We start from the raw sequence: 25,719 nt of genomic DNA on the forward strand, positions 1-25,719 counted from the left end.
TCGCTTGCGCTAGAGAGCCGATATGCAAGACCTTGGTCGAATACGACCAAACCGCCCGCATATCCCTTCATTCATCATCAATGTCAAAAAGCAGAGGAAACAAAATCACGGATGCGGCGCCCTTCTATCGACGCCCGCCCGGTCAGTCATTCCCAAATTGTCTTCCGAACATCCCCAGCACCTCTGCGCCGCTTCCGTCCGTCCCTTCCAGCGTTCCCGCCTTCGGTGAAGCGGTATTTACGGATGAGGTCGGGGGACCGCAACCCCCGAAATTCAGAAATCTTCACAAAAATGCCGTACTTTTTTTAAAGTACTGATTTTATTGGTTTATTATTTTGACCATCTAGACGATTTTTGCGTCTACCCCGGACGAAAACGATTCTGACCAGCAAAAGCACCAGAATCACTGCCATCCACGCCGCCGGGGTTAGTGGCAGGGTCTTCTTGACCCATATCCAATGCAGCGCGGCCAGCGGTGCAGCAGCATAGACAAGCCTGTGCAGGCGCCGCCACCCAAGCCCGCCCATCCGCCGGATCGACAGATTGTTGGATGTGATCGCCAGGGGAATCAGCATCGCAAAAGCCAGCATCCCGAACAGAAGATAGGGGCGCTTCACGACATCCCGGGCCATCTGCGCCCACAAGAAGCCCATATCCATGCTGATCCACGCCAACACATGCAGCATGGCATAGGTAAAGCACAGCAATCCTATTGCGCGGCGGAATCGCATCAGGCTGATCCCTGTGAGGCGCAGCAGCGGGGTCACCGCCAAACCGCCAATCAGGAAATAGATGGCGGTGCGGCCCAGACGATGTTCAATCCCGGCGACGGGATCGACACCGACACGACCATTGAGCGTATCCCAGATCAGCAAAGCCAACGGGATCAGCCCGGCGATCCAGACTGCCCAGACCGGCAGGCGCCGCAAAGCATCATTGATCTTGCGGGCCATCAGTAATGCTTCGCCAGATCCATGCCAGCATAAAGAGAGGCGACCTGATCGGCATAGCCGTTGAACATCAACGTTTCTTGCCGGCCGCCAAACAATCCCGCACCGATCCTGCGTTCGCTGGCCTGCGACCAGCGGGGATGGCTGACTTCGGGATTCACATTCGCATAAAAGCCGTATTCCGATGGTTGCAACTGCTGCCAGCTGCAAGGCGGCTGCTCCGCAGTCAGGGTGATGCGCACCACGGACTTGATCGATTTGAACCCGTATTTCCACGGCACGACCAAGCGGATCGGCGCGCCGTTCTGGTTGGGCAACGGATCGGAATACAGTCCCGTCGCCAGAATCGTCAGCGGATGCATCGCCTCATCCAATCGCAGACCCTCGACATAGGGCCAGCGGATAAAGGGATAGTTCTGTCCCGGCATCTCTTCGGGCCGAAGCAAGGTCTGGAAGGCGACGTATTTCGCGCCCGGCTGCACGCCGACCTTTTCCAGAACGCTGGCAAGCGGCACGCCGATCCACGGAATCACCATCGACCATGCCTCGACACAGCGCAGGCGGTAGATGCGTTCCTCCAGCGCATCCGGGGGGGCCAGATCGTCCACCCCATAGCTGCCCGGACGATCCACCAGCCCACCGATTTCCACCGACCAGGGATCTGTGGTCAGCGCACCCGCATTCTGCGCCGGATCGGTCTTGCCGGTCCCGAACTCATAGAAGTTGTTATAGTTCGTGATCTCTTCCAGCGTGTTCAGCTTTTCATCGGTCGAGAGGGCTGAGGGCCGCCCTGTCAGAGCAAGCGCCGGAGTGGCGGTCAAAGCTGCCCCACCTGCAAGAAAATTACGGCGATTCAGCCACACATCCTTCGGGGTGACATCGGACCATTTCAGTTTCATCAACATTCTCCGTCAGCGCGTGCAGGATCGGACGACTATCATCATGCCACAAACCCCGCGGTTCCCTAGACAATTCGATTCACGTTCCGATTACATTACAGCCAAAACCAAATGGCCCCGCCTTTTGAGACGGGGCCAGCACTCTGAAACCTGACAACTAACAAAAACGGGATCAGTTTAGTTCCGCTTTGGCCGGGCCAAAATATTCGTAATGGATGCGGTCAGGGCTGACATTCGCAGCCTTCAACCCAATGATCATCTGACGCATGAAGCCTTCCGGGCCGCAGATGTAATAATCGGCAATATCCGCCCGTGTATTCTGGGCCAGCCAGTTCGGATCGATGCGACCCCGTCCGGTATAGTCGCGTCCTTCGACGTCCTCGGCAGCGGGAGATTCGTAGAAAACAAAGCTCTGATCTGCCGATTTTTCATGTTGTGCCCGCATGGCGTGCTGACGGCCGTTCTGGGTCGCATGAACATAGACCATTTGTGGTGATTTGCTGCCACGGCGCGATTCCAGCATCGAGATCATCGGCGTCAGGCCAACGCCGCCGGACAACAGCACCACTTGCTGCTTGTCGGCAGGCTCAAGGAAGAAATCACCAGCCGGCGGGGAGACTTGCAACTGCGTGCCAATACTGGCCTCATCATGCAGCCAGCCCGACACCTGCCCATGCGTTTCTCGTTTCACGGTGATCCGGTAATCCCGGTCATTGGGCGCCGAAGAGATAGAGTAGTTGCGGCGAACCTCTTCTCCGTGGGGCAAGACGATCCGGAAGGACAAATACTGACCGGGACGATGGGCCAGCACGGGGCCGCCGTCAACCGGGCGCAAGGTAAAGGACATGATCCCTTCGGCTTCTGGCTGTTTGGCGGCGATTTCAAAGCGCCGCCAGCCGCGCCAGCCGCCGGTCGCCTCCTCGGCGCTTGAATAAATCTCTTCTTCGCGGCCGATCAGGATATTTGCCAGATGCCAATAGGCAGCGCCCCAGGCGTTCAGCACCTCATCCGTCGCCGCATCGCCCAGGACCTCTTTGACTGCCTTCAGTAAGGCATCCGCGACATAGGGATAGTGCTCGGGCAGAATTTGAAGGCCCGCATGTTTTTGCGCAATCCGTTCCAACCCGGCCTGCAAAACCATAGGGCTGCGAATATGCGTCGCATAGGCAACCAAGGCGGTTGCCAAAGCCTTGTGCTGTGGTGACACGCCCTCTTGGTGCGCCATGTTGAACAGCACGCGAATTTCCGGGTCTGCCAGCAGGTTTCGATACATGGTCGCAACAATCAGGTCGATATTTGCAGCAACGGCGGGGGCGGTTGCTTCAACGATATCTATAACGTCAGGCGAAAGATCGTTCGGCATCGGCAAGTCTCTTTCATTGCTTCACTAAAGAAATATATAATGTATATCTATTGGAACGACGCGGAATCGCAACGGTGCTTTGTGCGTTTTGCCTGCGACACGTTGTCCGTCGTCAGTTGCAAAAGGGTTGACCCACAGATGATTCTGGGGGCAGCGGTGAAGAAATCTCAGCATAAAGGCCCGTGATGCGGCTGACAGACAGTAGTGACCTGGCTTTGCGAATCCTGATCTATGCCGCCTCGGCGAAAGAGCGGATGTTCACCATCGACGATATCGTGGCGACCTATGGCCAATCACGGGGCACGGTGATGAAGGTCGTCAATCTGCTGACGCGCACCGGCTTTCTGACAGGCCATCGCGGACGCAATGGCGGGCTAAGTCTTGCCAAACCTGCCGAGACGATCATCGTCAGTGATATCGTCATGCACATCGAACCGGATATGGGACTGGTCGAATGCCTGCGACCCGGCAATACCTGCCGGATTACGTCCAGTTGTCGCCTGGTCCATCCCCTGCAACGCGCACGGGCAGCCTTCATGAGCACCTTGTCGGAATATACGCTGGCAGATATCGCCCTGCCTCCGAAAGTGTTCGAGGATCTGGCGCCCTAGCCTGTCGCGATTTCGTTCAGGAATGCATCGCCGAACCGATCCAGACGCGGTTCATCCATATGCCGCGCCAATGCGCCCCGATCGGCAGGGCGCATTTCGGCAATCCGTCTGATCTGCGCGGTCGAACAGGATAGCGGCTTTTCGGTCCCGTCCTCGCCCCGCATCAGTCGATTTTGGGCATCAACCAAACGGTCAAACAATTCGCCCGCCGGACGCCCCGCCAAGGCACGGCGCTTCGGATGCATATCGGGCTGTTCGCCCGCAATCACGGACAGAAATTCGCGGCCATAGCTTTCCAGCTTCTTGGCCCCGACCCCGCTGACCTGCGCCATCTGGTCGATATCCTGCGGGCGGCGCTGAACCATCTCGATCAAGGTGCGGTCCGGGAAAATGACATAGGCCGGCACCCGCGCAGCTTCTGCCAGCGCCCGACGCTTGGCCTTCAACGCCGACAGCAGCGGTTCGTCCTCTTCCGCCACCTGCGTCTTGATGACATTGCCGCCCTTGGCCCGCAGGGTCGCATCATGGCGGAGGGTGACGCTTTCTTCGCCCCGCAAAACCGGATGCGCGGCATCAGTCAAAAACAGCGCGCCATGGCGTTCCGGGTCGGGCCGACACAGATCCAGCCCCATCATCTGCCGGAATATCGCCTGCCACTGCGTGCGGCCATAATCGCGCCCGACGCCAAAGGTCGGCAATTGGTCATGCCCGCGATCACGCACCTTGTCGGTGACATTGCCAGTCAGAATGTCGATCAGATGGCCGCTGCCGAACCATTCGCCCGTGCGCAGCATCGCAGACAGCGCCTTGCGAACAGCCTCGGTCGCGTCGAACAGCTTTGGCGGGTGGAGGCAAATGTCGCAATTGCCACAATCCTGTTCCAGCTCTTCGCCGAAATAGCCCAGCAGCTTGCGACGGCGACAGCCGGTGGATTCGGCCAGCCCCAGAAGCGCATTCAGCCGCGCATGATCTGCGGCCTTGCGCGGCCCGTCGGCCAGACCTTCGTCAATCTGCGTCCGGCGGAAACGAATGTCGTCGGGGCCATAAAGTGTCAGTGTCTCGGCCGGATCGCCATCACGACCCGCCCGGCCGATTTCCTGATAATAGCTTTCGATGGATTTCGGCAGGTCCGAATGCAGAACCCAGCGGATATCCGGCTTGTCGATCCCCATGCCAAAGGCAACGGTGGCAACGACAATGAGGCCGTCTTCGCGCTGGAATCGGGCCTCGACGTCGCGGCGCGGCCCGGCCTCCATCCCGGCGTGATAGGCAGCGGCGCTGTGCCCATCGGCATTCAGCGCATCGGCCAGCGATTCCGTCCGTGCGCGACTGGCGCAATAGACGATGCCGGATTGCCCACGGCGGGCAGCGACGAAGCTGAGTAACTGCTTGCGCGGGCTGTCCTTGGGCTGAAAGGTCAGCCGGATATTCGGGCGATCGAAGCCGCGCAAATAGGTGACGGGTTCCGCGCCGTCAAAGAGGCGGGTGACAATCTCGGCCCGGGTTTCGGCGTCGGCGGTTGCGGTAAAGGCAGCAAGCGGCACATTCAACGCGCGTTTCAGATCGCCGATGCGCAGGTAGTCGGGACGGAAATCATGGCCCCATTGGCTGACGCAATGCGCCTCGTCCACGGCGATGGCGGTAACGCCCGCGCCGCGCAACAGATTGACCGTGCCACCGGATGCCAGCCGTTCGGGCGCCATATACAGCATTTTCAGCTCGCCCTGCGAGAGGGCCTGAAACACCGCATCCGTTTCGTCCTGTGTATTGCCGCTGGTCAATGCGCCCGCCGCAACGCCCGCTTCGCGCAGCGCCCGCACCTGATCGCGCATCAACGCGATCAGGGGGGAAATCACCACCGTCACCCCGTCCCGCATCAACGCGGGCAATTGATAGCACAGCGATTTGCCGCCCCCCGTGGGCATGATCGCCAGCACATCGCGACCATCCGCGACGGTTTCGACGATTTCAAGCTGTCCGGGGCGGAATCCGTCGAATCCCCAGACCTGTCGCAACAGATCGGTGGGCATTACGCGCCGTAGAAGAAGCCCGCGTTATTGGCCAGGGCGCTGCGCAGGATGATGATGATGACAAAGACCACCAGCGGTGCCAGATCCAGCCCGCCAGTATTGGGCAAAATGTTGCGGATCGGACGATAAATCGGCTCTAGCAGCCTGTTCAGGCCGTCCCAGATCTGCGCCACCAATGGTTGCCGCAGGTTCAGCACCTGAAAATTGATCAGCCACGACATGATGATGTGGACGATCATGATGACCCACAAAATCTGAAGGATCAGTTGCAGCGCTTGGTACAGAGTGACCATCATTCCCTCTTGTCAGAAATCCACCCCTGTATGGGCATGCTCAGGGCGGCGTGCAACCAATTACCGTGGCGTTCGCCTTGACGATTGCGTTGATCGCAGTCACCCAAAGGGCAACAGCGACGAAAGGGGCATTTGATGTATCCGTTGATCCGGTTCGCAAAAGAGATGTTGAAATACCGCAATGCGCCCGCATTGGGACCGATGGATGTTCATGTCTCGACCCACAGGTGCTGGCCCTGGGACATTGACCCGTGGATCGAGCTGAACAACGGCCGCACGCTGACTCTGTATGATCTGGGTCGGATTCCGATGGCCGGGCGGATGGGCCTGCTGCCTGCCTTGCGCAAGAACAAATGGGGCATCACGGTCGCCGGAAATTCGACCCGCTATCGCCGCCGTATCAAGATGTTTGATAAATTCACCATGTTTTCCCGCATGGTCGGATGGGACCACCGGTTTTTCTACATGGAACAGACCATGTGGAAAAAAGGCGAATGCTGCAACCAGATGCTGCTGCGCACCGCTGTTACGTCTTCGAAGGGGATCGTTGATCCGGCGCTCGTGATCAAGGCATTGGGCTATGACGGCGCCAGCCCGCCGCTCCCTGATTGTGTCAGCGCCTGGATCCAGGCAGAAAGCCTGCGCCCCTGGCCGCCCCAATTGCCGGATCAGGCAAAAGCCCACTTGCCAGGCTGACCGGCCTGCGGCCTTATGTGCGCATCCGGATAGCGGGGGGTCGATGAACCAAAAGAGAATATGGGGCTGGTGGTTTTTCGATTGGGCAAGCCAGCCTTTTCATACGCTTCTGATGACCTTCATATTCTCGGTCTATTTTGCAGAAATCGCACAGCGGCATTTTCTGCAAATCGGTGACAGCATCACATTGGCCGGTGCGCAGGCACAGACCCTATGGGGTTACGGACTGTCCATATCAGGCATTGCCATCGCAATTCTGGCCCCGATCCTGGGCGCGGTTGCCGATACATCGGGGCGACGCATGCCATGGATCTGGGCGTTCTCGGCGCTTTATGTGATCGGGGCGGCGGGGCTTTGGTATATCGTGCCAAATCAACCACCGCTGATCTGGGCCGTCACGCTGATCGGCATCGGCCTGATCGCGACCGAATTTGCAGCTATCTTCACTAACGCGCTGCTGCCCGGCCTTGCGCCACGCGACGAGATCGGTCGCGTTTCAGGCTCGGGCTTTGCTTTTGGCTATCTGGGCGGAGTTATCGCGCTGCTGGTCATGCTGATGCTGTTTCAGGAAACGCCCAGCGGCAAGACCATAATCGGGATCGACCCGCTGCTTGGCCTTGATCCAGCGCACCGCGAAGGCACGCGCTTCGTCGGGCCGTTCGTCGCGATCTGGTATGTCATCTTCATGATTCCGTTCTTTCTGTGGGTGAGAGAGCCGCGCGGAACCGGCCGCGCGATCCGAATTGGCCCGGCCATGCGTGACCTTTGGGCGCTGGTTCGCAGCCTGCGCCACCGCCCAAGTCTGGCAAGCTGGCTGGCCTCATCCATGCTGTCGCGCGACGCGCTGAACGGGCTTTACGGCTTTGGCGGGGTCTATGCGGCCACCGTGCTGGGCTGGCCGGTGTTTCTGGCGGGGATCTTTGGCATCGTCAGCGCGGTATCCGCCAGTCTGATCAGTTGGCTGGGCGGCCATGCAGATCGTCGATGGGGTCCGAAGTTCGTCATTGTCATTGCCACTCTGACGTTGACCGCCATCTGCGTCGTCATTGTGGGAATGGATCGCCACAGCCTGTTCGGGATGCCGCTGTCAGCCGCCCCCGTGATCGGCAATCTGCGCCTGCCCGATGTGATCTTTTTCGTCTGTGGTGCACTGATCGGTGGCGCGGGTGGCGCGTTACAAGCAGCCAGCCGCACAATGATGGTGCATCACACGACGCCCGCCCGCGCGACGCAAGCCTTTGGCCTTTATGCGCTTTCCGGCAAGGCCACGGCCTTTCTTGCACCGCTTCTGATCGCCGTTGCCACCGCCATGACAGGAAATCAGCGCATCGGAGTTTCTCCGCTAATCTTGTTATTTCTTCTGGGGCTGATTCTGCTAGTCTGGGTAAAACCAGAACAAGAAAATGAGGCAGAGCTGTGATCCGCAAGATATTGACCACCGCCGCGCTTGTCGTCGGGCTGGCACTGCCGGCCATGGCGGACCCGCTGGCGAAAGATGTATTCGGCTCATTCCGCAGCGCATCGCAAGGAGCGGCGGTGTCGATTGGCTTTTATTCGCAGGGCTGCGGTCAGGGCTTCGCCCAACTTCCCGAAACCGGCCCAAGCTGGCAGGCCATGCGCCTGTCGCGTAACCGCAACTGGGGCCACCCGGAACTGGTCAGCTTTCTGGTCGGCCTGTCGCAGGCCGCCCAGCAGGCCGGTTGGCGCGGGCTGTATGTCGGCGATATGAGCCAGCCCCGCGGCGGCCCCATGGTATCGGGCCATGCCAGCCATCAGATGGGGCTGGATGCCGATATCTGGATGCTGCCGCCGCCCAGCCTGTCGCTGTCACCCGGCCAACGCGAAAGCCTGTCGTCGGTTTCGGTGGTGGATGGCCGTGGCACTGGCCTGTCGGGTAACTGGACGCCCAGCCATATGTCGATCATGCGGGCCGCCGCCCGCGATCCGCGCGTCGAACGCATCTTCGTCGATCCGGTGGTCAAGGTTGCGATGTGCCAGATGGAAAGAGGCAATCGCAACTGGCTACGCAAGGTGCGCCCGCTGAACGATCACGACTATCACTTCCATGTCCGCCTGACCTGCCCGCGCGGCTCGATCTGCCGTCAGCAGGACGCGCCACCACCGGGCGACGGCTGTGCCGAGGCGGCGGAATGGATTCAGAACCGGATCAATCCCAGCCGGGTCAAACCGACCCCGCCCGATCCGAACTATCGCCATCCACGCACCTACAGACTTAGCGAACTGCCTTCCCAATGCACCAATGTCGCTTCGGCGCCCTGAGACCTGCAATTCTGTCTGTCGTCATGATTGCGGCCGGTGCCCCTGCACCGGCCGCTACAATGGAGCATGTCGGCACCTTCGTCTGGCGTGACAGCGCCGACAGCTTTGGCGGCTTTTCGGGAATCGAGGTCGGTCAGGACGGCCAGACCTTCTACACCGTCAGTGATCGCGCCCATCTGTATTGGGGCAATTTTCAGCGTGACGCCGATGGTCGTATCCTTGCTGCCGATATCGAAGGACGCGCCCATCTGCGAAACAGCCACGGCGTGCCGTTGAAACCCGGCTATCTGGGCGATAGCGAAGGGCTTGCCGTGGCCCAGGACGGCACAATCTGGGTCAGTTTCGAGGGCCTGGACCGCCTCATCAGCTATGACCACCCCGAGGCGGCGGCAACCACGCATCCCCGCCCACCCGAACTGCCCGGAATGAAGGTAAACGCCGGTCTGGAGGCTTTGGCGATCCGCGATGACGGAACGATCTTTGCGATCCCCGAACGCTCGGGCGGTGAACATCGCCCCTTTCCGATCCTGACGTTCCGGGATGAACAATGGGGCACGGCAGGCGAAATTCGCCGCGATCCGCGCTGGTTGCCGGTCGGCGCGGATTTCGGGCCGGATGGCTGGCTGTATCTGCTGGAACGCGACTTCAAGGGCATTCTGGGCTTTACCGCGCGGGTGCGACGCATGCAGATCACCGATGACGGCCCGCAAAACGAACAGATCCTGCTGGAAACCGGCCAGATGCAATATGACAATCTGGAAGGAATTGCCGTCTGGCAGGACGATCAGGGCATCCGGATCACACTGGTGTCGGACGACAATTTCCTGATCCTGCAACGGACAGAGCTGGTCGAATACCGCCTGCGCGACTGACAGGCTGTTGTTGACAGGGCAGGTCCGGTCGTCATATGCGCGCATTGTTCCGCATGTGGCGGGACCGAGTTGTTCCGCGACCTTGTAAAACGGAAATCATCAATGACCCGCTTTCTGCCCGGCATCCTTGCCATGGCCGCCATTGTGGTGGCATCCAACATCCTTGTTCAGTTCGTCCTTGGCGACTGGCTGACCTGGGGTGCATTCACCTATCCCTTTGCCTTTCTTGTCACCGATGTGATGAACCGCGTTTATGGTGCCGCGTCCGCACGCCGGGTCGTGCTGGCGGGTTTTGCGGTGGGCGTTGTCTGCTCGCTGATCGCGGCCGGCTTTGACAAGACCACCTTGCGCATCGCCATCGCCTCGGGGACAGCCTTTATCGTCGCGCAGATGCTGGACATCGCCATTTTCGACGCGCTTCGCAACGGCGCGTGGTGGAAAGCGCCTTTGATGTCATCGCTGATCGGGTCGGCGCTCGATACGGCGCTTTTCTTTGGCATCGCCTTCTCTGCCGCGCTTCCCCATGATGCCAATACCGGCTGGGCGAATGAGGCTGTTTCGCTGCTTGGCTATGGTCCGATCACCCCGTTGTGGGTTTCTTTGGCAACTGCTGATTGGATGGTCAAACTATGTCTGGCGCTACTTGCCCTTGTGCCCTTCCGTATCCTTGTACGCAATTTGTTGAGCCGTCGCGTAGAAAACTGATTGACACACAGGCAATCTGTGTCACCATTTCCTTATAACGGCAACTTTTTGAAAGGAGGTGGTCCAGTGTCGAGAGTGATAGTGGAGAGAGGTGTCGGAACAGTCAGGGGGGCCGTGACCTAGAGGCAAACCTTTGGGTTGTAAGCTCTGATTGGGACCGGACGGATTTTTCCATCCCTAACCGGACCATCTCCGTGGAACTCGCGAGCCGTCTTATCTGGACGGCTCGTTTTCATATTCGCCCAACCGATATCCGGGGAATATGTGGCAAACGAAAAAGGGCGGCCTGCAAGCCGCCCTTTTTCGTCTCTGAAGATCTTCTTGGCTTATCTACTGGTCGCAACCTGACTGTGCGTGCCTGCGCGATTGACGCGCATCGCAGCAACCACCGCCAGCGCCCAGATCGCAGCGGCGACCCACCACAATCCGCCATGGATCAAGCCCATTCCGATCAGCCCGGCCTGCACGACGTAATAGGCCATCGGGATCAGCGTCTTGCGGATCAGATCACCTTCCTTGTCGGTCAGACCAACGGTCGCGGATGCGGCAACGACGTTATGGACACAGATCATGTTCCCCGCCGCGCCACCGACTGCCTGCAAGGCCACAACAATCGTCACGCCAAACAGATCAAGCCCGATGCCCTGCGCGGTCGAGAACTGGAACAATGAAAACATCATGTTCGACACAGTGTTCGATCCGGCGATGAACGCGCCCAACGCGCCCACCAGCGGCGCGAACAATGGCCATGCATGCCCGGTTGCGCCCGCCATCCCCTCGGCCAGCGTGATCGGCATTGATGCCATCCCTTCGGATCCCGAATTGATGAACACCTGCACCATCGGCACAGCCAGCAGCAATGCTGGTGCAGCGGCCATCATGGTCTTGCCTGAAATTGCCCAGGCCTTGCCGTAATCCGATCCGCGCATCCGAAACAGCGCGACCGAGATCAGCGAAGCAATGATCATGATCGTGCCGGGCGAATACAGGAACTGGGCCGAGGCATTGATCCCGGACCCGAACAGGTTCTGCGCTGACAAGGTCGTCGAAGGCCCCGTCAACCACGCCTTCAGCGGTGCAATCGTCCGTGTCAGCACCAACAGGACAGCAACGATGACATAGGGCGACCATGCTGTCAGCAGTGAAATCTCGCGACGCGCCGCGTGCCCGTGCGGGGCGATCTCTGCCTCAGCGGCATCCGCATCCACGGTGCCCTGCCAGTCGTCACCCCATTGGGTGCGTGGCGGAAAATCAAAGCTGTCCTTTGGCATGAACCACCCGGCCCGTGCCGCAGGGATCACGATCATCAGGCCCAGCAGCCCCCCGATCAGTGACGGGAATTCCGGGCCAAGGAACTTGGCGACCAGCCAATAAGGCAGGGTAAAGACGACGCCGGCAAACAGCGCAAATTTCCACGCCCGGAAGCCTTCGGCAAAGCTGCGGCTGGCGCCGAAGAAACGGGTCATCATGCCCACCATCATCAGCGGGATCAGAAAACCGATCAGCGCATGAACCATCGCCACATTCGCGGCGACGATGGGCACATATTGATCCACCGTCGCGGGATCGATTGCGCTGGCGACCTCGGGGCTGTTTGACAGGCCGGTTTTGATCCCCACCAACATCGGCGTGCCCACCGCGCCAAAAGATACCGGCGTGGATTGGATAATCAGCGTGACCATGACCGCAGCCATCGCGGGAAATCCGATCGCGACCAACAACGGTGCGGCGACAGCAGCGGGTGTGCCAAATCCCGATGCCCCCTCGATCATCGAACCGAACATCCACGCGATGATGATGGCCTGAATGCGTCGGTCGGGCGAGATATCCGTAAAGCCGCGACGGATGGCGCGGATCGCACCCGATTCCTGCACGGTATATAGCAGCAGAATGGCCCCAAAGACGATGTAAAGCAGGGTCACCGCCGTCACCAGGCCATTCACGGTTGCCCCCGCCACCTTGGCGAAAGGCGCGTTCCACAACAACAACGCCAATAAAACTGTAATCACATAAGCTGCTGACATGGACAGTTTTGCTGAACGTCGCATGACAACAAGCAGAACAAACACTGCCAGCACGGGCAGTAAGGCTGCAAAGAACATCATTCCCCTCCCATTAATTGTGCAACAGGAAGGCATGCTGACGGACCATGGGTCAAGGAAAAATTGGTTATAAAATCTAACCGCCAAACTTCGGCGACGACGCGCTGGTCACAAAAAGCCCGGCCTCCACATGGAGACCGGGCTTTTGAATCGGTGCAAACTGTCGTCAGATGCGCTCGATGGCCAGCGCGATTCCCTGACCGCCGCCGATGCACATGGTGATCAGGGCTTTCTTTCCCCCGGTCCGTTCGAGCTCATAAAGCGCCTTCACGGTGATGATCGCGCCGGTCGCGCCGACCGGGTGACCAAGTGCTACGGCACCGCCATTCGGGTTCACCTTGGCCGGATCAAGACCCAGTTCCTTTGATACCGCCAATGCCTGTGCTGCAAAGGCCTCGTTGGATTCGATCACGTCGAAATCCTCGACCTTCAGGCCGGTTTTCTTCAGCAGGGCCTGAACCGCCGGGACCGGACCGATGCCCATGACCTCGGGGCGCACGCCAGCAACGGCATAGCCAAGGATACGCGCACGCGGCGTCAGACCGGCGGCCTTTCCAGCATCGGCGCGGGCCAGCACAATTGCCGCTGCCCCATCGTTAATGCCGCTGGCGTTTCCGGCGGTCACGGTGCCGTCCTTTTGGAACACGGTTTTCAGGGCGGCCAGCTTTTCAAGGCTGGTTTCCTTGGGATGTTCGTCCGTGTCGAAGGCCACCACGCCCTTGCGGGTCTTGACCTCGACCGGGACGATCTGATCCTTGAAATAGCCCGCCGCAATCGCCGCTGCGGCGCGCTTTTGCGATTCCAGTGCAAATTCGTCCTGCGCTTCACGGCTGATGTCGTGTTCCGCAGACACGTTTTCCGCCGTCACGCCCATATGACCCGTGCCCATCGGGCAGGTCAGCGCGCCGGTCATCATATCGACCAGCTTCTGATCGCCCATTTTCGCTCCAAAACGGGCCGAAGGAACGGTATAGGGCGCACGGCTCATGCTTTCGGCACCGCCGGCGACGGCGAAATCGGCGTCGCCCAGTGCCAGCGCCTGCACCGCCGACACGATCGCCTGCACGCCTGAACCGCAAAGACGGTTCACGTTCATCGCAGGCGTTGTGTGTGGAACACCTGCGTCCAGCATCGCCACGCGGCTAAGATACATGTCACGCGGTTCGGTATTCAGGACATGGCCAAAGACCACCTGTCCGATCTTGTCGGGGGTCAGGCCCGCACGCTCGATCGCGGCCTTGGTAACGGTCGCAGCAAGGTCAATCGGCGGAATGGCGGCCAAGCTGCCCCCAAAGCTGCCAATGGCAGTGCGTGCGCCGGACAGAATGACGATTTCATTATCGGACATGATTCCCCTCCTGAACAAATCTTGGGGAAACATAACCAGCAACGGGCGCACGACAAGTCTGGGGTGAAATTTCGTCACGTTTCGCGCCTGCAATTCGGGTCATATTGCAGTCGCCGCAGGATTTCGGCCAATGTGGGGCTGCCCGCAAACCGTGAAGGGAGCATCCGGCCCGTGACACCGCGCATCAAATTGCGACTGGAATATGACGTGCCTCTGGTTCTGGGGCCGGGAAAGCTTCAACTGCTGTCCCTGATCGATCGTCTGGGCTCGATCTCGGCTGCGGGGCGCGAAATGGGGATGAGCTATAAGCGCGCATGGTCGCTGATCGAAGAGATGAATTCGGCCTTTGCCGCGCCGGTGGTGGCCAGCAGCCGTGGCGGCAAAGGCGGCGGCGGCGCGACCGTTACCGCAACGGGGCAAGAGGTCATGCGCCGCTTTCAGGCGCTGGAAAATCTGTTGGCCGATCAAGGTGCCGACGAGCTGGCTGCCCTGTCGGCCCTGCTGAAGCCGGCCTAATCGGCAACGATGACCCGCGTTCCCCATTCCGCACATTTCTGCATCAGCGAATCAGGCAGGCGCTGATCCACAAAGACCGTGTCCAACTGCCCCATCGAAATGATCCGAACCGGTGCCGATCGGCTTAGCTTGCTGATATCGGTGACAAGGAAGGTCTGCCGCGCAAGACCAGCGATGGCGCGGCTGACGCGCACTTCGGCCATGTCGAAATCCAGCAGATCGCCATCGATATCCAGTGCCGAGGTGCCGATGATGGCATAATCCGGCTTGAACTGGGCCATGAATTCGGTCGTCAGATCGCCGACAAGACCGCCATCCGTCCGGCGCAACGCCCCCCCCGCAACCATGATGTCGCAGCTTTCATTCGCCACCAGAATATTCGCGACATTCATGTTATTGGTGATGACGGTCAGGTTCCGGTGGTTCAGCAATTCGCGGGCCACGGCCTCGGTCGTGGTTCCCAGGTTCAGGATGATCGAACTGTTGTCGGGGATCTCGGCCGCGCAGGCACGGGCGATGGCGGCCTTGCCATCGGAATACATCTGGCGGCGCTGTTCATAGCCGATATTGCTGACACCACTGCGCAGCACCGCGCCGCCATGCACGCGGTCCAGAACGCCCTGATCTGCCAATTCGCCCAGATCGCGGCGAATCGTTTGCAGGGTCACGTCGAAACGCTCGGCCAATTCCTCCACGCCCACCCGCCCCGAGGCGCGGGCGATGTCCAAAATCTCCATCTGCCGAATATTCAAAGCCACAACATCCCTCCCTTTTTGACGTCACACGACGCGCTTTCTTGCCAATACGAACATTTTCGCACATAAACGAAATAATACGATAGAATAACGCCCATCTCTTGGCTTATAGCATAATGGAAGCGCGATGACCGAAGTAACAGACCTGTTCATCATCGGCGGCGGTGTAAACGGATGTGGAATCGCACGTGATGCGGTCGGTCGCGGCCTTTCGGTTCGTCTGGCAGAAATGGGCGATCTGGCCCAGGCGACCAGTTCGAAATCGACCAAGCTGTTCCACGGTGGTCTGCGCTATCTGGAATATCTGGAAATCCGGCTGGTCCGCGAGGCGCTGAAAGAACGGGAAACCCTTCTGCGTGCGATGCCTCATATCAGCAAGCCGATGCGGTTCGTGCTGCCACTGGATCCGAAAATGACCTTCGAATCCAGCACCCCGGTGTCGCGCATCGTCGGCATGCTGATGCCATGGAACAAGGGCCATCGGCCGAATTTCCTGATCCGCGCCGGGCTGTTTCTTTATGACAATCTGGGTGGTCGGGATATCCTGCCCGGCACCACCAGCCTGTCGCTGAAGGGAACACCAGAAGGCGCACCGCTGAAAGGCGGGCTGGAAAAAGCGTATGAATACAGCGATTGCTGGGTGGATGACGCCCGTCTGGTCGCGCTGAACGCCCGTGACGCCGCACAGCGCGGGGCAGATATCATGGTTGACGCCCCGGTCGAAAGCGCCCGCCGCGACGGTGATCTGTGGGCCATCACCCTTGCCGATGGCCGCGTCTTCAAGGCACGCGCCCTGGTAAATGCCGCCGGTCCCTGGGCCGGCAAAGTCATTCATGATGTCGTGCATCTGGACAGCAGGGAATCGGTGCGTCTGGTGCGTGGTAGCCATATCGTGACGCCGAGACTGTATGACCACGACAAGGCCTATTTCTTTCAGGGCAGCGATGGCCGCATCATTTTTGCGATTCCCTACGAGCGTGATTTCACCCTGATCGGCACGACCGACAATGATTTTCAGGGCAACCCGCTGGACGCCGAATGCAGCCCGGCCGAGGCGGAATATCTGTGCCGCTTCGCATCCGAATATTTCGCAACGCCCGTGACGCCGGATCAGATCGTGTGGAGCTATTCCGGCGTGCGTCCGCTCTATGACGATGGCGCATCCTCGGCCACGGCAGCCACGCGCGAATATGTGCTGACGCTGGACGAAAACGGACCCCCCTGCCTGAATGTCTTTGGCGGCAAGATCACCACCTATCGCCGCCTGTCCGAACATGCGCTGGAAAAGTTGGAGCGGTATTTTCCGCAGGCGGGCAGATCATGGACGGCCGGCGTGCCCCTGCCCGGCGGCGATTTCCCGGTGGGCGATGTGGGCGCGCAAATCGACGGGCTGGAACGGGATTATCCGTTCCTTGGCTCCGTTTGGGCAACCCGCCTGATCCGCGCCTATGGCACTGATGCGCGCAACATCCTTGGCACGGCGACCAGTCCCGCCGACCTTGGCCAGGATTTCGGCGCAACCTTGACCGAGGCCGAGGCGCGTTGGCTGATGATGCACGAATTTGCCCGCCGCGCGGCGGATGTCGTGTGGCGGCGCAGCAAGCTGGGTCTGCGGCTGTCCGCTGAACAGATTGCAGCCCTCGACAATTGGATGGCACAACAACATGAGGCCGCTTGCATCGCGCAGTCTTGAGGGGGAGGAAAGCGAAATGACCATTCTTGCCATGGATCAGGGGACAACATCGTCCCGCGCCATTGTTTTCAGCGACGATTTGCAGGTTAAGGGCACCGCGCAGGCGGAATTCAAACAGCATTTCCCGCAATCGGGTTGGGTAGAGCACGACCCGAACGAGATCTGGAAAACCAGTCTGGAAACCGCGCAACAGGCGATCAAACACGCCAAGGCCGACAAAATCGACGCCATTGGCATCACCAATCAACGTGAAACCGTGGTCATCTGGGATCGCAAGACTGGCAAACCGATCCATCGCGCGATCGTCTGGCAGGATCGGCGCACCTCGGACCTGTGCCGAAAGTTGCGCGACGATGGGGTGGAAGATCAGGTCACGGACACGACGGGCCTGCTGCTGGACCCCTATTTCAGCGCCACCAAGATTGCATGGCTGCTGGATAACGTGGACGGCGCGCGCGAACGTGCCAGCAAGGGCGAACTGGCCTTTGGCACCATCGACAGCTTCTTGATCTGGCACCTGACGGGCGCCAAATCGCATGTGACCGATGCGACAAATGCCAGCCGCACCATGCTTTACGACATCCACAAGGGCGAATGGTCCAAGGATATGCTGAAGCTGTTCGGCGTGCCGCCCGAATTGCTGCCTGAAATCCGCAACAGCGCCGATGATTTCGGCACGACCAGCGCCGATCTGCTGGGGGCTGCGATCCCTATTCTTGGGGTTGCGGGCGATCAACAGGCGGCGACAGTCGGTCAGGCCTGTTTCGAACCCGGCATGCTGAAATCGACCTATGGCACCGGCTGCTTTGCGTTGCTCAATACCGGTGACAAGGCCGTCAGGTCACAAAACCGGCTGCTGACCACGGTCGCCTATCAGCTTGACGGCAAGCCCACCTACGCGCTGGAAGGCAGCATCTTTATTGCTGGCGCGGTCGTGCAATGGCTGCGCGACGGGTTGAAGCTGATCAAAGAAGCGTCGGAAACTCAGGATCTGTTTGTCAACGCGGATGACAGCCAGAACGTCATCATGGTCCCGGCCTTTACCGGCCTTGGCGCCCCCTATTGGGCACCCGAGGCACGCGGCGCGATCTTTGGCCTGACCCGCAACACCGGCCCTGCCGAATTTGCCCGTGCGGCGCTGGAAAGCGTCGGTTTTCAGACCCGCGACCTGCTAGAGGCGATGCATGCAGATTGGAACGACGCGGATGCGGCTGTGCTGCGCGTCGATGGCGGCATGACCGCAAGCGAACCGGCCATGCAATTCCTGGCCGATATTCTTGGCGCATCGGTGGATCGTCCGAAGAATACCGAAACCACCGCACAGGGTGCCGCATGGCTTGCCGGGTATCGCGCGGGCCTTTGCCCCGCCCCGGACGAATATGCAAAAGCATGGAAACTGGACCGCCGGTTCAAGCCAAAGATGAAAGAAGACCAACGCGACAAGCGGTATTCCGCTTGGAAACGTGCGGTGCAGGCCGTCCTATCTGCCTGACCTTCCGCCTTTGTGATTTCACCCTTTGTCAAAATTCCGTAAGATCGACGGAAAAATAAGAAGAGGGCAGAATGAACAGGCTTCTGAAACTCGCGATTGTCGGGCTTGTCGCCTCTTGCGGAGGCGGCGACTACAAGGCTCCGCGCAATCTGGATAATGCATGCGCCATCCTGGCCGAGCGTCCGGCCTATCGGCGCGCCATGCAGGCAACCGAACGCAAATGGGGCATCCCGATCCACGTGCAGATGGCGTCGATTCATCAGGAATCGAAATTCGTGGGCGACGCCCGCACGCCGCATCAATACGCGCTTGGCGTCATCCCGATTGGTCGTCAAAGCAGCGCCTATGGCTATTCGCAGGCGCTGGACGGCACCTGGGATGAATATCGGAAAGAAACCGGCAATCGCAGTGCAAAGCGCACGGATATTCGGGATGCGACCGATTTCATGGGGTGGTATATGCACGGTTCAAACCAAAGGCTTGGCATTTCCAAATGGGATGCCACCTCGCAATATCTGGCCTATCACGAAGGACGCTCGGGCTTTGCGCGTCAGTCGTATCGCAGCAAACCATGGCTGATCCGCGTTGCCGCCAATGTCGGCCAACGCGCCGCGATGTACCGATCGCAACTGGCAAGCTGCGGTCGCCGCTGACACCCCTTGCCCTTGCAGGCGCTGTCGGTTGAAATGGCCGCACCAGCAAGGGAAGCCATCATGGACGAAAGATTGCAGCGCGTGGCGGAAGCGCAGCCGGAATTTGCGCTGCATATCGGCGCGACCGTCGTGGAAGCGACGCCCGAGCGTGTCATTTTCGACATGCCGGTGACGCCGGTTCTGGCCAATCGCAACGGCGTTCTGCATGGCGGCGCGATCATGGGATTGGCCGACAATGCCGGCGGCACCGCGACTTTTCTGAACCTGCCGGAAGGTCGCAGCACCACCACGCTGGAAAGCAAGACCAATTTCATGCGCCCGATCCGCATTGGCGATGTGGCACGTGCAACCTGTGAGCCGCTGCATCTGGGCAAAACCATCCAGGTCTGGCAGACCACAGTCACCCGCGGCGATGGCAAGGTGGCGGCGATCGTGACCCAAACCCAGATGATCCTGGATTGGAAGGACGGAACCGGCCCAAATTGACAACCCGAACAGGCTCTTCATACTTGCCCGACCCGCCCCGGCACGGGCAGACAGATGAGGTTCCATGTATACCGTAATCGGCCCGATCCAAAGCCGCACCATGCGCGTGATCTGGATGCTGGAGGAATTGGGCCAGCCTTATCAGCATGTCCCGGCCACTCCGCAAAGTGACAGCGTGGTGCAGTTCAATCCGGCGGGCAAAGTGCCGGTGTTGATCCACGATGGCACCCCCATCACCGATTCGACGGCGATCCTGACCTATCTGGCCGACCGCCATGGCCACATGACTTATCCGGCAGGCACGCTTGAACGCGCGCGGCAGGACAGCCTGACCCAATTTTTGCTGGATGAATTCGATGCGGCGCTATGGTTGGCGGCGCGCCACAGCTTCATCCTGCCCGAAGAAATGCGCTTGTCGGCCATCAAGAACACCCTTCGGTGGGAATTCGAGAAAAGCCAGAAGCAGCTGGTCCATCGCATGGGCGAAGGTGATTTTGTCACGGGCGATCAGATGACGGTGCCGGATATCATTCTGGCCCATTGTCTGACATGGGCGCTGACTGCGAAATTCCCGGTGATAGAGCCGCGATTGTCGGATTTCCTGCAACGCATGCGCGACCGCCCCGCATTTCAACGCGCGACCGCAAGCTGACGGCTATTCCGCCAGACGTCGCGCGGCGGCCCGCCCGGCATGACGCCCAAGTGCGATGCAACCGGTCAGCAGATATCCCCCCGTCGGCGCCTCCCAATCCAACATTTCGCCAGCGACAAACACATTTGGCAGGGCGCGCAGCTCTAACTCTGGCGTGACCGCCGACCATGCGATTCCCCCCGCCGAGGATATCGCGCGGTCAATCGGCATCGGCCCCGCATGTTGCAGGGGTAATGCCTTGGTCCGCGCCGCCCAACCTGCCGGGTCGTCGGGCAGTGGCTGCCCCCATTCCAACAGCAACGCGACCTTCACCGGATCGCCCAGCACCCGACGCAACCAATTGCCCAAGGACAGCTTGCCCTTTGGCCGGGCAAATCGTGCGGCCAGACTGACGTGATCGACATCGGGCGCCAGATCGACCGTCGCAGGCATGCCATCGCGAATCGCTGCGGCCAGTTCATAGATCCCTCCGCCTTCGATGCCGGCTTGTGAAATCACCCATTCCCCGCGGCCGATCAGATTGCCTGCATGGATCGCGACCCCCTTCACCGCCTGCCCGACTACCTTTTTCATCGGCGCGGACCAAGCGACGTGGAACCCCATATTGGCGGGCCTGAAAGGTGCGATGCTTACCCCCGCTTGCTGCAAGGTTGGCACCCAGGCTGCGTCTGATCCCAATCCTGGCCAGCTTGCGCCGCCAAGTGCCAGCACCGTCACATCGGGCTGCAGCATCGCGTCACCATCCGGCGTCGCGAAGTGAAATCCGCCGGCAAGTCCCACCCAACGCCAGCGTGTCCGCAACCCTGCCCCCGATTCGATCAACCGCGCCAGCCATGCCCGCAACAGGGGCGAGGCTTTCATGCCCGTTGGGAAAACCCGCCCTGTCGATCCGGTGAACATGGGTTGCCCCAGATTTTCTGCCCATCGCACCACATCGTCCGGGCCAAAGTCCATCTGCCCGAAATCGGGCGCATCCGGTCCGCGGAATTTGCTGAAAAACGCTGCGGGGGATTCGGCCTTGGTCAGGTTCAACCCCGACTTTCCAGCCATCAGGAATTTCCGCGCCGGTGTCGGCATCGCCTCGGCGATCATCACCTGATGCCCTGCCTTGGTCAACTCTTCGGCGGCCATCAGCCCCGCCGGACCGGCACCAATGACCAGCGCCCGGACCTTGCCAGACGGTTCAGGGGTCAACGTCGCCCTCGCGGCGTCATCGCCAGACGGATCAGGGCGCGTTCGACCATGGCCATCTGCGGCGCGCGGGTCGAACTGCGAAGGGCAAGGTCCGTGTCCAGCAGCGTGCGCACAGCGTCCTCCAGTGGCGCAACGCCCCAGCTTTGCGCCTGCCGCGCCATCCGGTCGCGACGTGGCCCAAAGACCGGGGGGCGCATCCGTGACAAGGCCGTGCCCGGACCGGCGGGATCGGCGGCGGCCAGATGCAGGGCGCGGAAATGGCGCAGCGCGGCAATGCACAGCGAGACCGGCGTTGTTCCCTGCCCTTCGATCCGGCGCATCAGCTGACCGAATTCAGCATGACGGCCTTCGGCAACGATATGGATCAGTTCGTCCAGATCAGCCTCGATCGTCGCCGGGGTCATCAGGGCGACTTCCTCGACCGTCAGCGGCTCGGCGTCGTTGTATTTATACAGGCCGATCTTTTCGATGGTCTGGCGCAGATCGCCGGGGTCCAGCGCACGGGCCAGCACCATCATTTCCCGCATCGCGGCAGGGGGCACCTGTTTCAGCCCGGCATCCGCCAGCCAACGACCCACTTCTTCTTCCCCCGGAGGATCGTCATAGATCGGGGCGGTCACCGCATCCTTATGCGCCTCGAACAACTTGCGCAGCGCGGATGATTTCGTCAGCACGCCAGCCGTGACAACGATCACCGCATCGCCCGGTTGCCATTCAGCCAACGCCACACCAACAGCTTCGGCTGCGTTATCGGGCGTATCTTCGACCAGCACCACGCGAGGGCCGGGAAAAAAGCCGATCTCCTTGACCGCATCCAGCAGTTGGGCGGCATCCTTGCGCAGGCCTGCGCCGGGCATGCGGGTCAGGCGCATTTCCTCTTCTGCGCCGTCGCCAACCAGTGATTTCACCGCCTCGGCCCGTTTCAGGGCAACGCGCATCGCATCCTGACCGTAGATCAGCAAGGCCGGGCGTGACGGATCGGGCCGCGCCAGATAGCGAGCGATCTCTCCGCCCTTCAGGATCATTCCGGCAACTGCGACGCCGCAGCCAACAGACGCGTCACCACCTGATCGGCCAGCATAAAGGCCAGACGGCGACGCGCATCACCCTCGGCCGACAGGGTGCTGATGGTGGTCCCCGTGGTCGAATAGGACGTAAAGCTGCTGACCCGCCCACGCGTCAGCACACGGCCCGCCGAATCCTTCAACGCGAAATCCGCCGTCCCATTCAGCGAATAGCGGGTCGTCACCTCGTCCGGGGTGATGGCTTGCGGCACGACGCCGACATTGATCTGATACTCCAGATCGTATTGCGAGGCATTGTCAGGGCCAAGGCGTTCCGCCAGGCGCTGATTGAACGCGAAATCCTGAAACGTCTTCGGATCGCGGGGCCGCACCTTACCAAACAGTTTGCCGCCGCCGCCGCCGGGACCATAGACCGGCGTCATCCCACAGGCGGACAGCGCCAGCGCCCCAAACAGGGCGGCGCGGCGGGTCAGGCGATCAGGCAACGACATTCACGATCCTTCCCGGCACGACGATCAGCTTTTTCGGTGCCGCGCCTTCCAGGAAACGCTGCACGGTTTCATCGGCCAAAACCAGCGATTCGATGTCTTCTTTCGACATGTCCTTGGCCACGCTGATTTCCGCCCGGCGTTTGCCATTGATCTGGATCGGCAGGACCACGACATCATCTTCCAGCATCGCCGAATCAGCCTTGGGCCATGCCGCATCGACGACCAGACCAGCGCCACCGGCCATTGCCCAGACATCCTCGGCCAGATGCGGCACCATCGGCGCCATCAGCTGCGCCAGGATGCGCAGCGCTTCCTTGCGGGTTTCGCCGCCCGCCTTGGATTTCCCGATGGCATTGGCCAGTTCGTAAAGCTTTGCGACCGCCTTGTTGAAGGCAAAGCCCTCGATCGCCTTGGTCACATCTGCAATCGCACGATGCGCGGTGCGGGTCAGGTCGGCATCGTCGCCGCCATCCGCCGGCGCTTCATCCGCCAGACGCCAGACGCGCGACAGAAACTTGTTCGCAGCCTCGGCCCCGGCGGCGGTCCATTCCACGTCCCGTTCGGGCGGGCTGTCGGACAGCATGAACCAGCGGGCGGTATCAGCACCGAAATTGGCGACGATATCGACCGGATCGACCACGTTTTTCTTCGACTTCGACATCTTGGCCGAGGGGATCACCTCGACCGGGGTTCCATCGGCCAGCTTTCCGTCGGTCACATCCTCGGGCAGGTGATAAACCGGTCGCCCCCGCGCATCGCGGGTCATATAGATCTCATGCGTCACCATGCCCTGGGTGAACAGCGCATTGAACGGTTCGCGCGCGGTTTCGGGCAGATGATCGGTCGCGACCATCGCGCGGGCGAAGAAACGCGAATACAGCAGGTGCAGAATCGCATGTTCGATCCCACCGATATACTGGTCCACATTCATCCAGTAATCGGCATCCGCGCGGTCGGTCGGGGTCGCGGCATGCGGGCTGGTAAAGCGTGCGTAATACCACGACGAATCGACGAATGTGTCCATCGTATCGGTTTCACGCAGCGCCGGGCCGCCGCAGTTCGGACAGGTCGCCTGACGCCATGTCGGGTGGCGATCCAGCGGATTGCCCGGCACGTCAAAGCTGACATCCAGCGGCAGGACGACGGGCAGGTTCTGTTTCGATTCGGGCACCGTGCCGCATTTTTCGCAATGCAGAACCGGGATCGGGCAGCCCCAATACCGCTGGCGCGAAATGCCCCAGTCACGCAGGCGGAACTTGGTGACACCTTCGCCCCAGCCTTGCTGTTCGGCCACGGCAATCGCGGCGGGCACAGCCGCATCGCCGGTTTGGTCGCTGTCGCCCGCGAAACCGCGCACATAGGACACGACCTCGGTCTTGGCCGGAACATAAGGAGCCTTGGCCACCAGCGCATCCGCCGCAGCAAGGTCCATTCCCTGTTCACCAAAGGTCGCCAGAATCGGCAGGTCGTATTTGGCGGCGAACTCGTGGTCCCGTTCGTCATGCGCAGGCGATCCGAAAATCGCGCCCGTTCCGTATTCCATCAGCACGAAATTGGCGATCCAGATCGGCAGCTGCCAATCGGGGTCCAACGGGTGGCGCACGGTCAGGCCGGTGTCAAAGCCCATTTTGGGCGCGGTTTCGATCGCCTCTTCGGTCGTGCCGATACGGTGGCATTCCTCGACAAATGCGGCGATCTCGGGCGTCGATTCGGCCAGTTGCCTGATCAGCGGATGGTCGGGCGACAGCGCGACAAAGCTTGCCCCCAGCAGCGTGTCGGGGCGGGTGGTGTAAACCTCGATCTGGTCAAAGCCCGCAGGCGCATTCACTGTGGCAAAGCGGAATTGCAACCCCCGTGATTTGCCAATCCAGTTGGCTTGCATGAGGCGGACCTTCTCTGGCCAGCCGTTTAACCCGTCCAAGGCCGACAGCAACTCATCTGAATAATCCGAGATGCGGAAGAACCACTGCGTCAGTTCCTTGCGTTCAACCGCGGCACCCGAACGCCAGCCCTTGCCATCGATCACCTGCTCATTCGCAAGCACGGTCATATCGACCGGATCCCAGTTCACCTGCGCCGATTTCCGGGTGATCAGGCCGGCATCCAGCATGTCCAGAAACAGCGCCTGCTGCTGGGCCACATAGTCATCATCGCAAGTGGCGAATTCGCGGGACCAGTCGATCGACAGGCCCAGCGGCTTCAGCTGACCGCGCATGGTGGCGATATTGGCATAGGTCCAGTCACGCGGGTGGCCGCCATTTTCCATGGCCGCGTTCTCGGCGGGCATCCCGAAGGCATCCCACCCCATCGGATGCAACACCGAATAGCCCTGCGCCCGTTTGAACCGCGCCACCACATCGCCCATCGCATAGTTGCGGACGTGGCCCATATGGATGCGACCCGAGGGATAGGGAAACATCTCAAGCACATAATATTTCGGGCGGGCATCACGCGTGGCGGTAAAGCTGCCGGCTTCGGCCCAGGCATTTTGCCAATGGGCTTCGGCTTTGGCGGGATCATAGGGCATATCGGACCTCGGGCATCATGTGTTGGCCGTGGGTGTATACGGCAGCGCATGGCGGGTCCAGAGGCGGGGGGCATTGTCAGAAAATG

The 25,719-nt window shown here is 60.4% G+C and carries 24 protein-coding genes; 12 read left to right on the forward strand and 12 right to left on the reverse strand.

All coding sequences use genetic code 11. The features are described 5' to 3' along the window. Window positions 1-305 precede the first annotated feature (305 nt). From msrQ to hmpA, 3 genes are all read right to left on the reverse strand, one after another. On the reverse strand, window positions 306-953 hold the full coding sequence (gene msrQ / locus H4P12_RS04860; RefSeq protein WP_187792505.1) for a protein-methionine-sulfoxide reductase heme-binding subunit MsrQ: 648 nt from the start codon (window positions 951-953) through the stop codon (window positions 306-308). Continuing rightward, window positions 953-1,849: a protein-methionine-sulfoxide reductase catalytic subunit MsrP gene (gene msrP, locus H4P12_RS04865; protein WP_187792506.1), complete on the reverse strand. Its 897-nt coding sequence runs from the start codon at window positions 1,847-1,849 to the stop codon at window positions 953-955. Before msrP ends, msrQ begins: the two co-directional genes overlap by 1 nt. Before the next feature lie 172 nt (window positions 1,850-2,021). Beyond that, window positions 2,022-3,212, reverse strand: coding sequence for an NO-inducible flavohemoprotein (gene hmpA, locus H4P12_RS04870; protein WP_187792507.1), 1,191 nt, complete (start codon window positions 3,210-3,212; stop codon window positions 2,022-2,024). Window positions 3,213-3,397: 185 nt separating this feature from the next. On the opposite strand from hmpA, the gene H4P12_RS04875 reads away from it, so the two are divergent. Then, window positions 3,398-3,823, forward strand: a complete 426-nt coding sequence (locus tag H4P12_RS04875) for an RrF2 family transcriptional regulator (RefSeq protein ID WP_187792508.1) — start codon at window positions 3,398-3,400, stop codon at window positions 3,821-3,823. On the opposite strand, the gene recQ is transcribed toward H4P12_RS04875, so the two are convergent. Both recQ and H4P12_RS04885 read right to left on the reverse strand, forming a co-directional pair. Continuing rightward, on the reverse strand, window positions 3,820-5,853 hold the full coding sequence (recQ, locus tag H4P12_RS04880) for a DNA helicase RecQ (protein WP_187792509.1): 2,034 nt from the start codon (window positions 5,851-5,853) through the stop codon (window positions 3,820-3,822). The genes H4P12_RS04875 and recQ overlap by 4 nt on opposite strands. Further along, window positions 5,853-6,146 (reverse strand): YggT family protein, encoded by a 294-nt coding sequence (locus H4P12_RS04885; protein WP_187793304.1) that lies wholly within the window; start codon window positions 6,144-6,146, stop codon window positions 5,853-5,855. Before H4P12_RS04885 ends, recQ begins: the two co-directional genes overlap by 1 nt. 135 nt (window positions 6,147-6,281) lie before the next feature. Between H4P12_RS04885 and H4P12_RS04890 the strand changes: the two genes are divergently transcribed. The 5 genes from H4P12_RS04890 to H4P12_RS04910 all read left to right on the forward strand — a co-directional run bounded on the left by H4P12_RS04890 (window position 6,282) and on the right by H4P12_RS04910 (window position 10,699). After that, window positions 6,282-6,842 (forward strand): acyl-CoA thioesterase, encoded by a 561-nt coding sequence (locus H4P12_RS04890; protein WP_187792510.1) that lies wholly within the window; start codon window positions 6,282-6,284, stop codon window positions 6,840-6,842. Window positions 6,843-6,885: 43 nt separating this feature from the next. After that, window positions 6,886-8,262 (forward strand): MFS transporter, encoded by a 1,377-nt coding sequence (locus tag H4P12_RS04895; RefSeq protein WP_187792511.1) that lies wholly within the window; start codon window positions 6,886-6,888, stop codon window positions 8,260-8,262. Continuing rightward, entirely contained in the window at window positions 8,259-9,122 is an 864-nt protein-coding gene (gene mepA, locus H4P12_RS04900) for a penicillin-insensitive murein endopeptidase (RefSeq protein ID WP_187792512.1), read from the forward strand. Before H4P12_RS04895 ends, mepA begins: the two co-directional genes overlap by 4 nt. A gap of 23 nt (window positions 9,123-9,145) precedes the next feature. Next, a complete protein-coding gene (locus H4P12_RS04905; RefSeq protein WP_246448944.1) occupies window positions 9,146-9,994 on the forward strand; it encodes an esterase-like activity of phytase family protein in 849 nt (282 codons plus the stop codon). Between the two features lie 102 nt (window positions 9,995-10,096). Beyond that, window positions 10,097-10,699 (forward strand): VUT family protein, encoded by a 603-nt coding sequence (locus H4P12_RS04910; RefSeq protein WP_187792513.1) that lies wholly within the window; start codon window positions 10,097-10,099, stop codon window positions 10,697-10,699. Between the two features lie 326 nt (window positions 10,700-11,025). Here H4P12_RS04910 and H4P12_RS04915 read toward each other — a convergent pair whose 3' ends face one another. Both H4P12_RS04915 and H4P12_RS04920 read right to left on the reverse strand, forming a co-directional pair. Continuing rightward, window positions 11,026-12,837, reverse strand: a complete 1,812-nt coding sequence (locus H4P12_RS04915) for an L-lactate permease (protein ID WP_223115718.1) — start codon at window positions 12,835-12,837, stop codon at window positions 11,026-11,028. A 130-nt stretch (window positions 12,838-12,967) separates the two neighbouring features. Beyond that, complete coding sequence (locus H4P12_RS04920) at window positions 12,968-14,149, reverse strand: acetyl-CoA C-acyltransferase family protein (RefSeq protein ID WP_187792515.1); 1,182 nt, start codon at window positions 14,147-14,149, stop codon at window positions 12,968-12,970. Between the two features lie 171 nt (window positions 14,150-14,320). On the opposite strand from H4P12_RS04920, the gene H4P12_RS04925 reads away from it, so the two are divergent. Continuing rightward, window positions 14,321-14,665: a LysR family transcriptional regulator gene (locus H4P12_RS04925; protein ID WP_187792516.1), complete on the forward strand. Its 345-nt coding sequence runs from the start codon at window positions 14,321-14,323 to the stop codon at window positions 14,663-14,665. Here H4P12_RS04925 and H4P12_RS04930 read toward each other — a convergent pair. Next, window positions 14,662-15,423 (reverse strand): DeoR family transcriptional regulator, encoded by a 762-nt coding sequence (locus H4P12_RS04930; protein ID WP_187792517.1) that lies wholly within the window; start codon window positions 15,421-15,423, stop codon window positions 14,662-14,664. The two genes, H4P12_RS04925 and H4P12_RS04930, sit on opposite strands and share 4 nt — an antisense overlap. Before the next feature lie 124 nt (window positions 15,424-15,547). Between H4P12_RS04930 and glpD the strand changes: the two genes are divergently transcribed. The 5 genes from glpD (at window position 15,548) to H4P12_RS04955 (ending at window position 20,396) form a co-directional block, all read left to right on the forward strand. Further along, complete coding sequence (glpD, locus tag H4P12_RS04935; RefSeq protein ID WP_187792518.1) at window positions 15,548-17,113, forward strand: glycerol-3-phosphate dehydrogenase; 1,566 nt, start codon at window positions 15,548-15,550, stop codon at window positions 17,111-17,113. Between the two features lie 16 nt (window positions 17,114-17,129). Further along, window positions 17,130-18,605 (forward strand): glycerol kinase GlpK, encoded by a 1,476-nt coding sequence (gene glpK / locus H4P12_RS04940; protein WP_187792519.1) that lies wholly within the window; start codon window positions 17,130-17,132, stop codon window positions 18,603-18,605. Between the two features lie 71 nt (window positions 18,606-18,676). Then, window positions 18,677-19,258 carry a transglycosylase SLT domain-containing protein gene (locus H4P12_RS04945; RefSeq protein WP_187792520.1) on the forward strand — a complete coding sequence of 194 codons (582 nt, stop codon included), beginning with the start codon at window positions 18,677-18,679 and terminating at the stop codon, window positions 19,256-19,258. A 60-nt stretch (window positions 19,259-19,318) separates the two neighbouring features. After that, window positions 19,319-19,744, forward strand: a complete 426-nt coding sequence (locus H4P12_RS04950) for a PaaI family thioesterase (protein ID WP_187792521.1) — start codon at window positions 19,319-19,321, stop codon at window positions 19,742-19,744. 64 nt (window positions 19,745-19,808) lie between these two features. Continuing rightward, window positions 19,809-20,396 carry a glutathione S-transferase family protein gene (locus H4P12_RS04955; RefSeq protein ID WP_187792522.1) on the forward strand — a complete coding sequence of 196 codons (588 nt, stop codon included), beginning with the start codon at window positions 19,809-19,811 and terminating at the stop codon, window positions 20,394-20,396. Window positions 20,397-20,399: 3 nt separating this feature from the next. On the opposite strand, the gene H4P12_RS04960 is transcribed toward H4P12_RS04955, so the two are convergent. From H4P12_RS04960 to leuS, 4 genes are read right to left on the reverse strand one after another with little or no spacing between them, the layout of a single operon-like run. Continuing rightward, on the reverse strand, window positions 20,400-21,590 hold the full coding sequence (locus H4P12_RS04960; protein WP_281390393.1) for a BaiN/RdsA family NAD(P)/FAD-dependent oxidoreductase: 1,191 nt from the start codon (window positions 21,588-21,590) through the stop codon (window positions 20,400-20,402). Continuing rightward, window positions 21,587-22,615 (reverse strand): DNA polymerase III subunit delta, encoded by a 1,029-nt coding sequence (holA, locus tag H4P12_RS04965; RefSeq protein WP_187792523.1) that lies wholly within the window; start codon window positions 22,613-22,615, stop codon window positions 21,587-21,589. The genes H4P12_RS04960 and holA overlap by 4 nt, the downstream gene beginning before the upstream one ends. Further along, the gene (gene lptE / locus H4P12_RS04970) at window positions 22,612-23,106 is read right to left on the reverse strand and encodes an LPS assembly lipoprotein LptE (protein WP_187792524.1); all 495 of its coding nucleotides are present in this window, start codon (window positions 23,104-23,106) and stop codon (window positions 22,612-22,614) included. The genes holA and lptE overlap by 4 nt, the downstream gene beginning before the upstream one ends. Continuing rightward, window positions 23,093-25,633 (reverse strand): leucine--tRNA ligase, encoded by a 2,541-nt coding sequence (gene leuS, locus H4P12_RS04975; RefSeq protein ID WP_187792525.1) that lies wholly within the window; start codon window positions 25,631-25,633, stop codon window positions 23,093-23,095. The genes lptE and leuS overlap by 14 nt, the downstream gene beginning before the upstream one ends. Window positions 25,634-25,719 lie beyond the last annotated feature (86 nt).

This window comes from Paracoccus amoyensis (genome assembly GCF_014490725.1).
In the GTDB taxonomy this organism is placed as follows: Bacteria; Pseudomonadota; Alphaproteobacteria; order Rhodobacterales; family Rhodobacteraceae; genus Paracoccus; species Paracoccus amoyensis.

What these genes read in the sequence shown, in the direction of transcription:
- msrQ (WP_187792505.1), bottom strand. Translation starts at nt 953, where the DNA reads ATGGCCCGCAAGATCAATGATGCTTTGCGGCGCCTGCCGGTCTGGGCA.
- lptE (WP_187792524.1), bottom strand. Translation starts at nt 23,106, where the DNA reads ATGTCGTTGCCTGATCGCCTGACCCGCCGCGCCGCCCTGTTTGGGGCG.
- H4P12_RS04945 (WP_187792520.1), top strand. Translation starts at nt 18,677, where the DNA reads ATGAACAGGCTTCTGAAACTCGCGATTGTCGGGCTTGTCGCCTCTTGC.
- H4P12_RS04875 (WP_187792508.1), top strand. Translation starts at nt 3,398, where the DNA reads ATGCGGCTGACAGACAGTAGTGACCTGGCTTTGCGAATCCTGATCTAT.
- glpD (WP_187792518.1), top strand. Translation starts at nt 15,548, where the DNA reads ATGACCGAAGTAACAGACCTGTTCATCATCGGCGGCGGTGTAAACGGA.
- glpK (WP_187792519.1), top strand. Translation starts at nt 17,130, where the DNA reads ATGACCATTCTTGCCATGGATCAGGGGACAACATCGTCCCGCGCCATT.
- H4P12_RS04915 (WP_223115718.1), bottom strand. Translation starts at nt 12,837, where the DNA reads ATGCCTTCCTGTTGCACAATTAATGGGAGGGGAATGATGTTCTTTGCA.
- recQ (WP_187792509.1), bottom strand. Translation starts at nt 5,853, where the DNA reads ATGCCCACCGATCTGTTGCGACAGGTCTGGGGATTCGACGGATTCCGC.
- hmpA (WP_187792507.1), bottom strand. Translation starts at nt 3,212, where the DNA reads ATGCCGAACGATCTTTCGCCTGACGTTATAGATATCGTTGAAGCAACC.
- H4P12_RS04895 (WP_187792511.1), top strand. Translation starts at nt 6,886, where the DNA reads ATGAACCAAAAGAGAATATGGGGCTGGTGGTTTTTCGATTGGGCAAGC.
- H4P12_RS04920 (WP_187792515.1), bottom strand. Translation starts at nt 14,149, where the DNA reads ATGTCCGATAATGAAATCGTCATTCTGTCCGGCGCACGCACTGCCATT.
- msrP (WP_187792506.1), bottom strand. Translation starts at nt 1,849, where the DNA reads ATGAAACTGAAATGGTCCGATGTCACCCCGAAGGATGTGTGGCTGAAT.
- H4P12_RS04905 (WP_246448944.1), top strand. Translation starts at nt 9,146, where the DNA reads ATGATTGCGGCCGGTGCCCCTGCACCGGCCGCTACAATGGAGCATGTC.
- H4P12_RS04950 (WP_187792521.1), top strand. Translation starts at nt 19,319, where the DNA reads ATGGACGAAAGATTGCAGCGCGTGGCGGAAGCGCAGCCGGAATTTGCG.
- leuS (WP_187792525.1), bottom strand. Translation starts at nt 25,633, where the DNA reads ATGCCCTATGATCCCGCCAAAGCCGAAGCCCATTGGCAAAATGCCTGG.
- H4P12_RS04955 (WP_187792522.1), top strand. Translation starts at nt 19,809, where the DNA reads ATGTATACCGTAATCGGCCCGATCCAAAGCCGCACCATGCGCGTGATC.
- holA (WP_187792523.1), bottom strand. Translation starts at nt 22,615, where the DNA reads ATGATCCTGAAGGGCGGAGAGATCGCTCGCTATCTGGCGCGGCCCGAT.
- H4P12_RS04910 (WP_187792513.1), top strand. Translation starts at nt 10,097, where the DNA reads ATGACCCGCTTTCTGCCCGGCATCCTTGCCATGGCCGCCATTGTGGTG.
- H4P12_RS04885 (WP_187793304.1), bottom strand. Translation starts at nt 6,146, where the DNA reads ATGGTCACTCTGTACCAAGCGCTGCAACTGATCCTTCAGATTTTGTGG.
- H4P12_RS04890 (WP_187792510.1), top strand. Translation starts at nt 6,282, where the DNA reads ATGTATCCGTTGATCCGGTTCGCAAAAGAGATGTTGAAATACCGCAAT.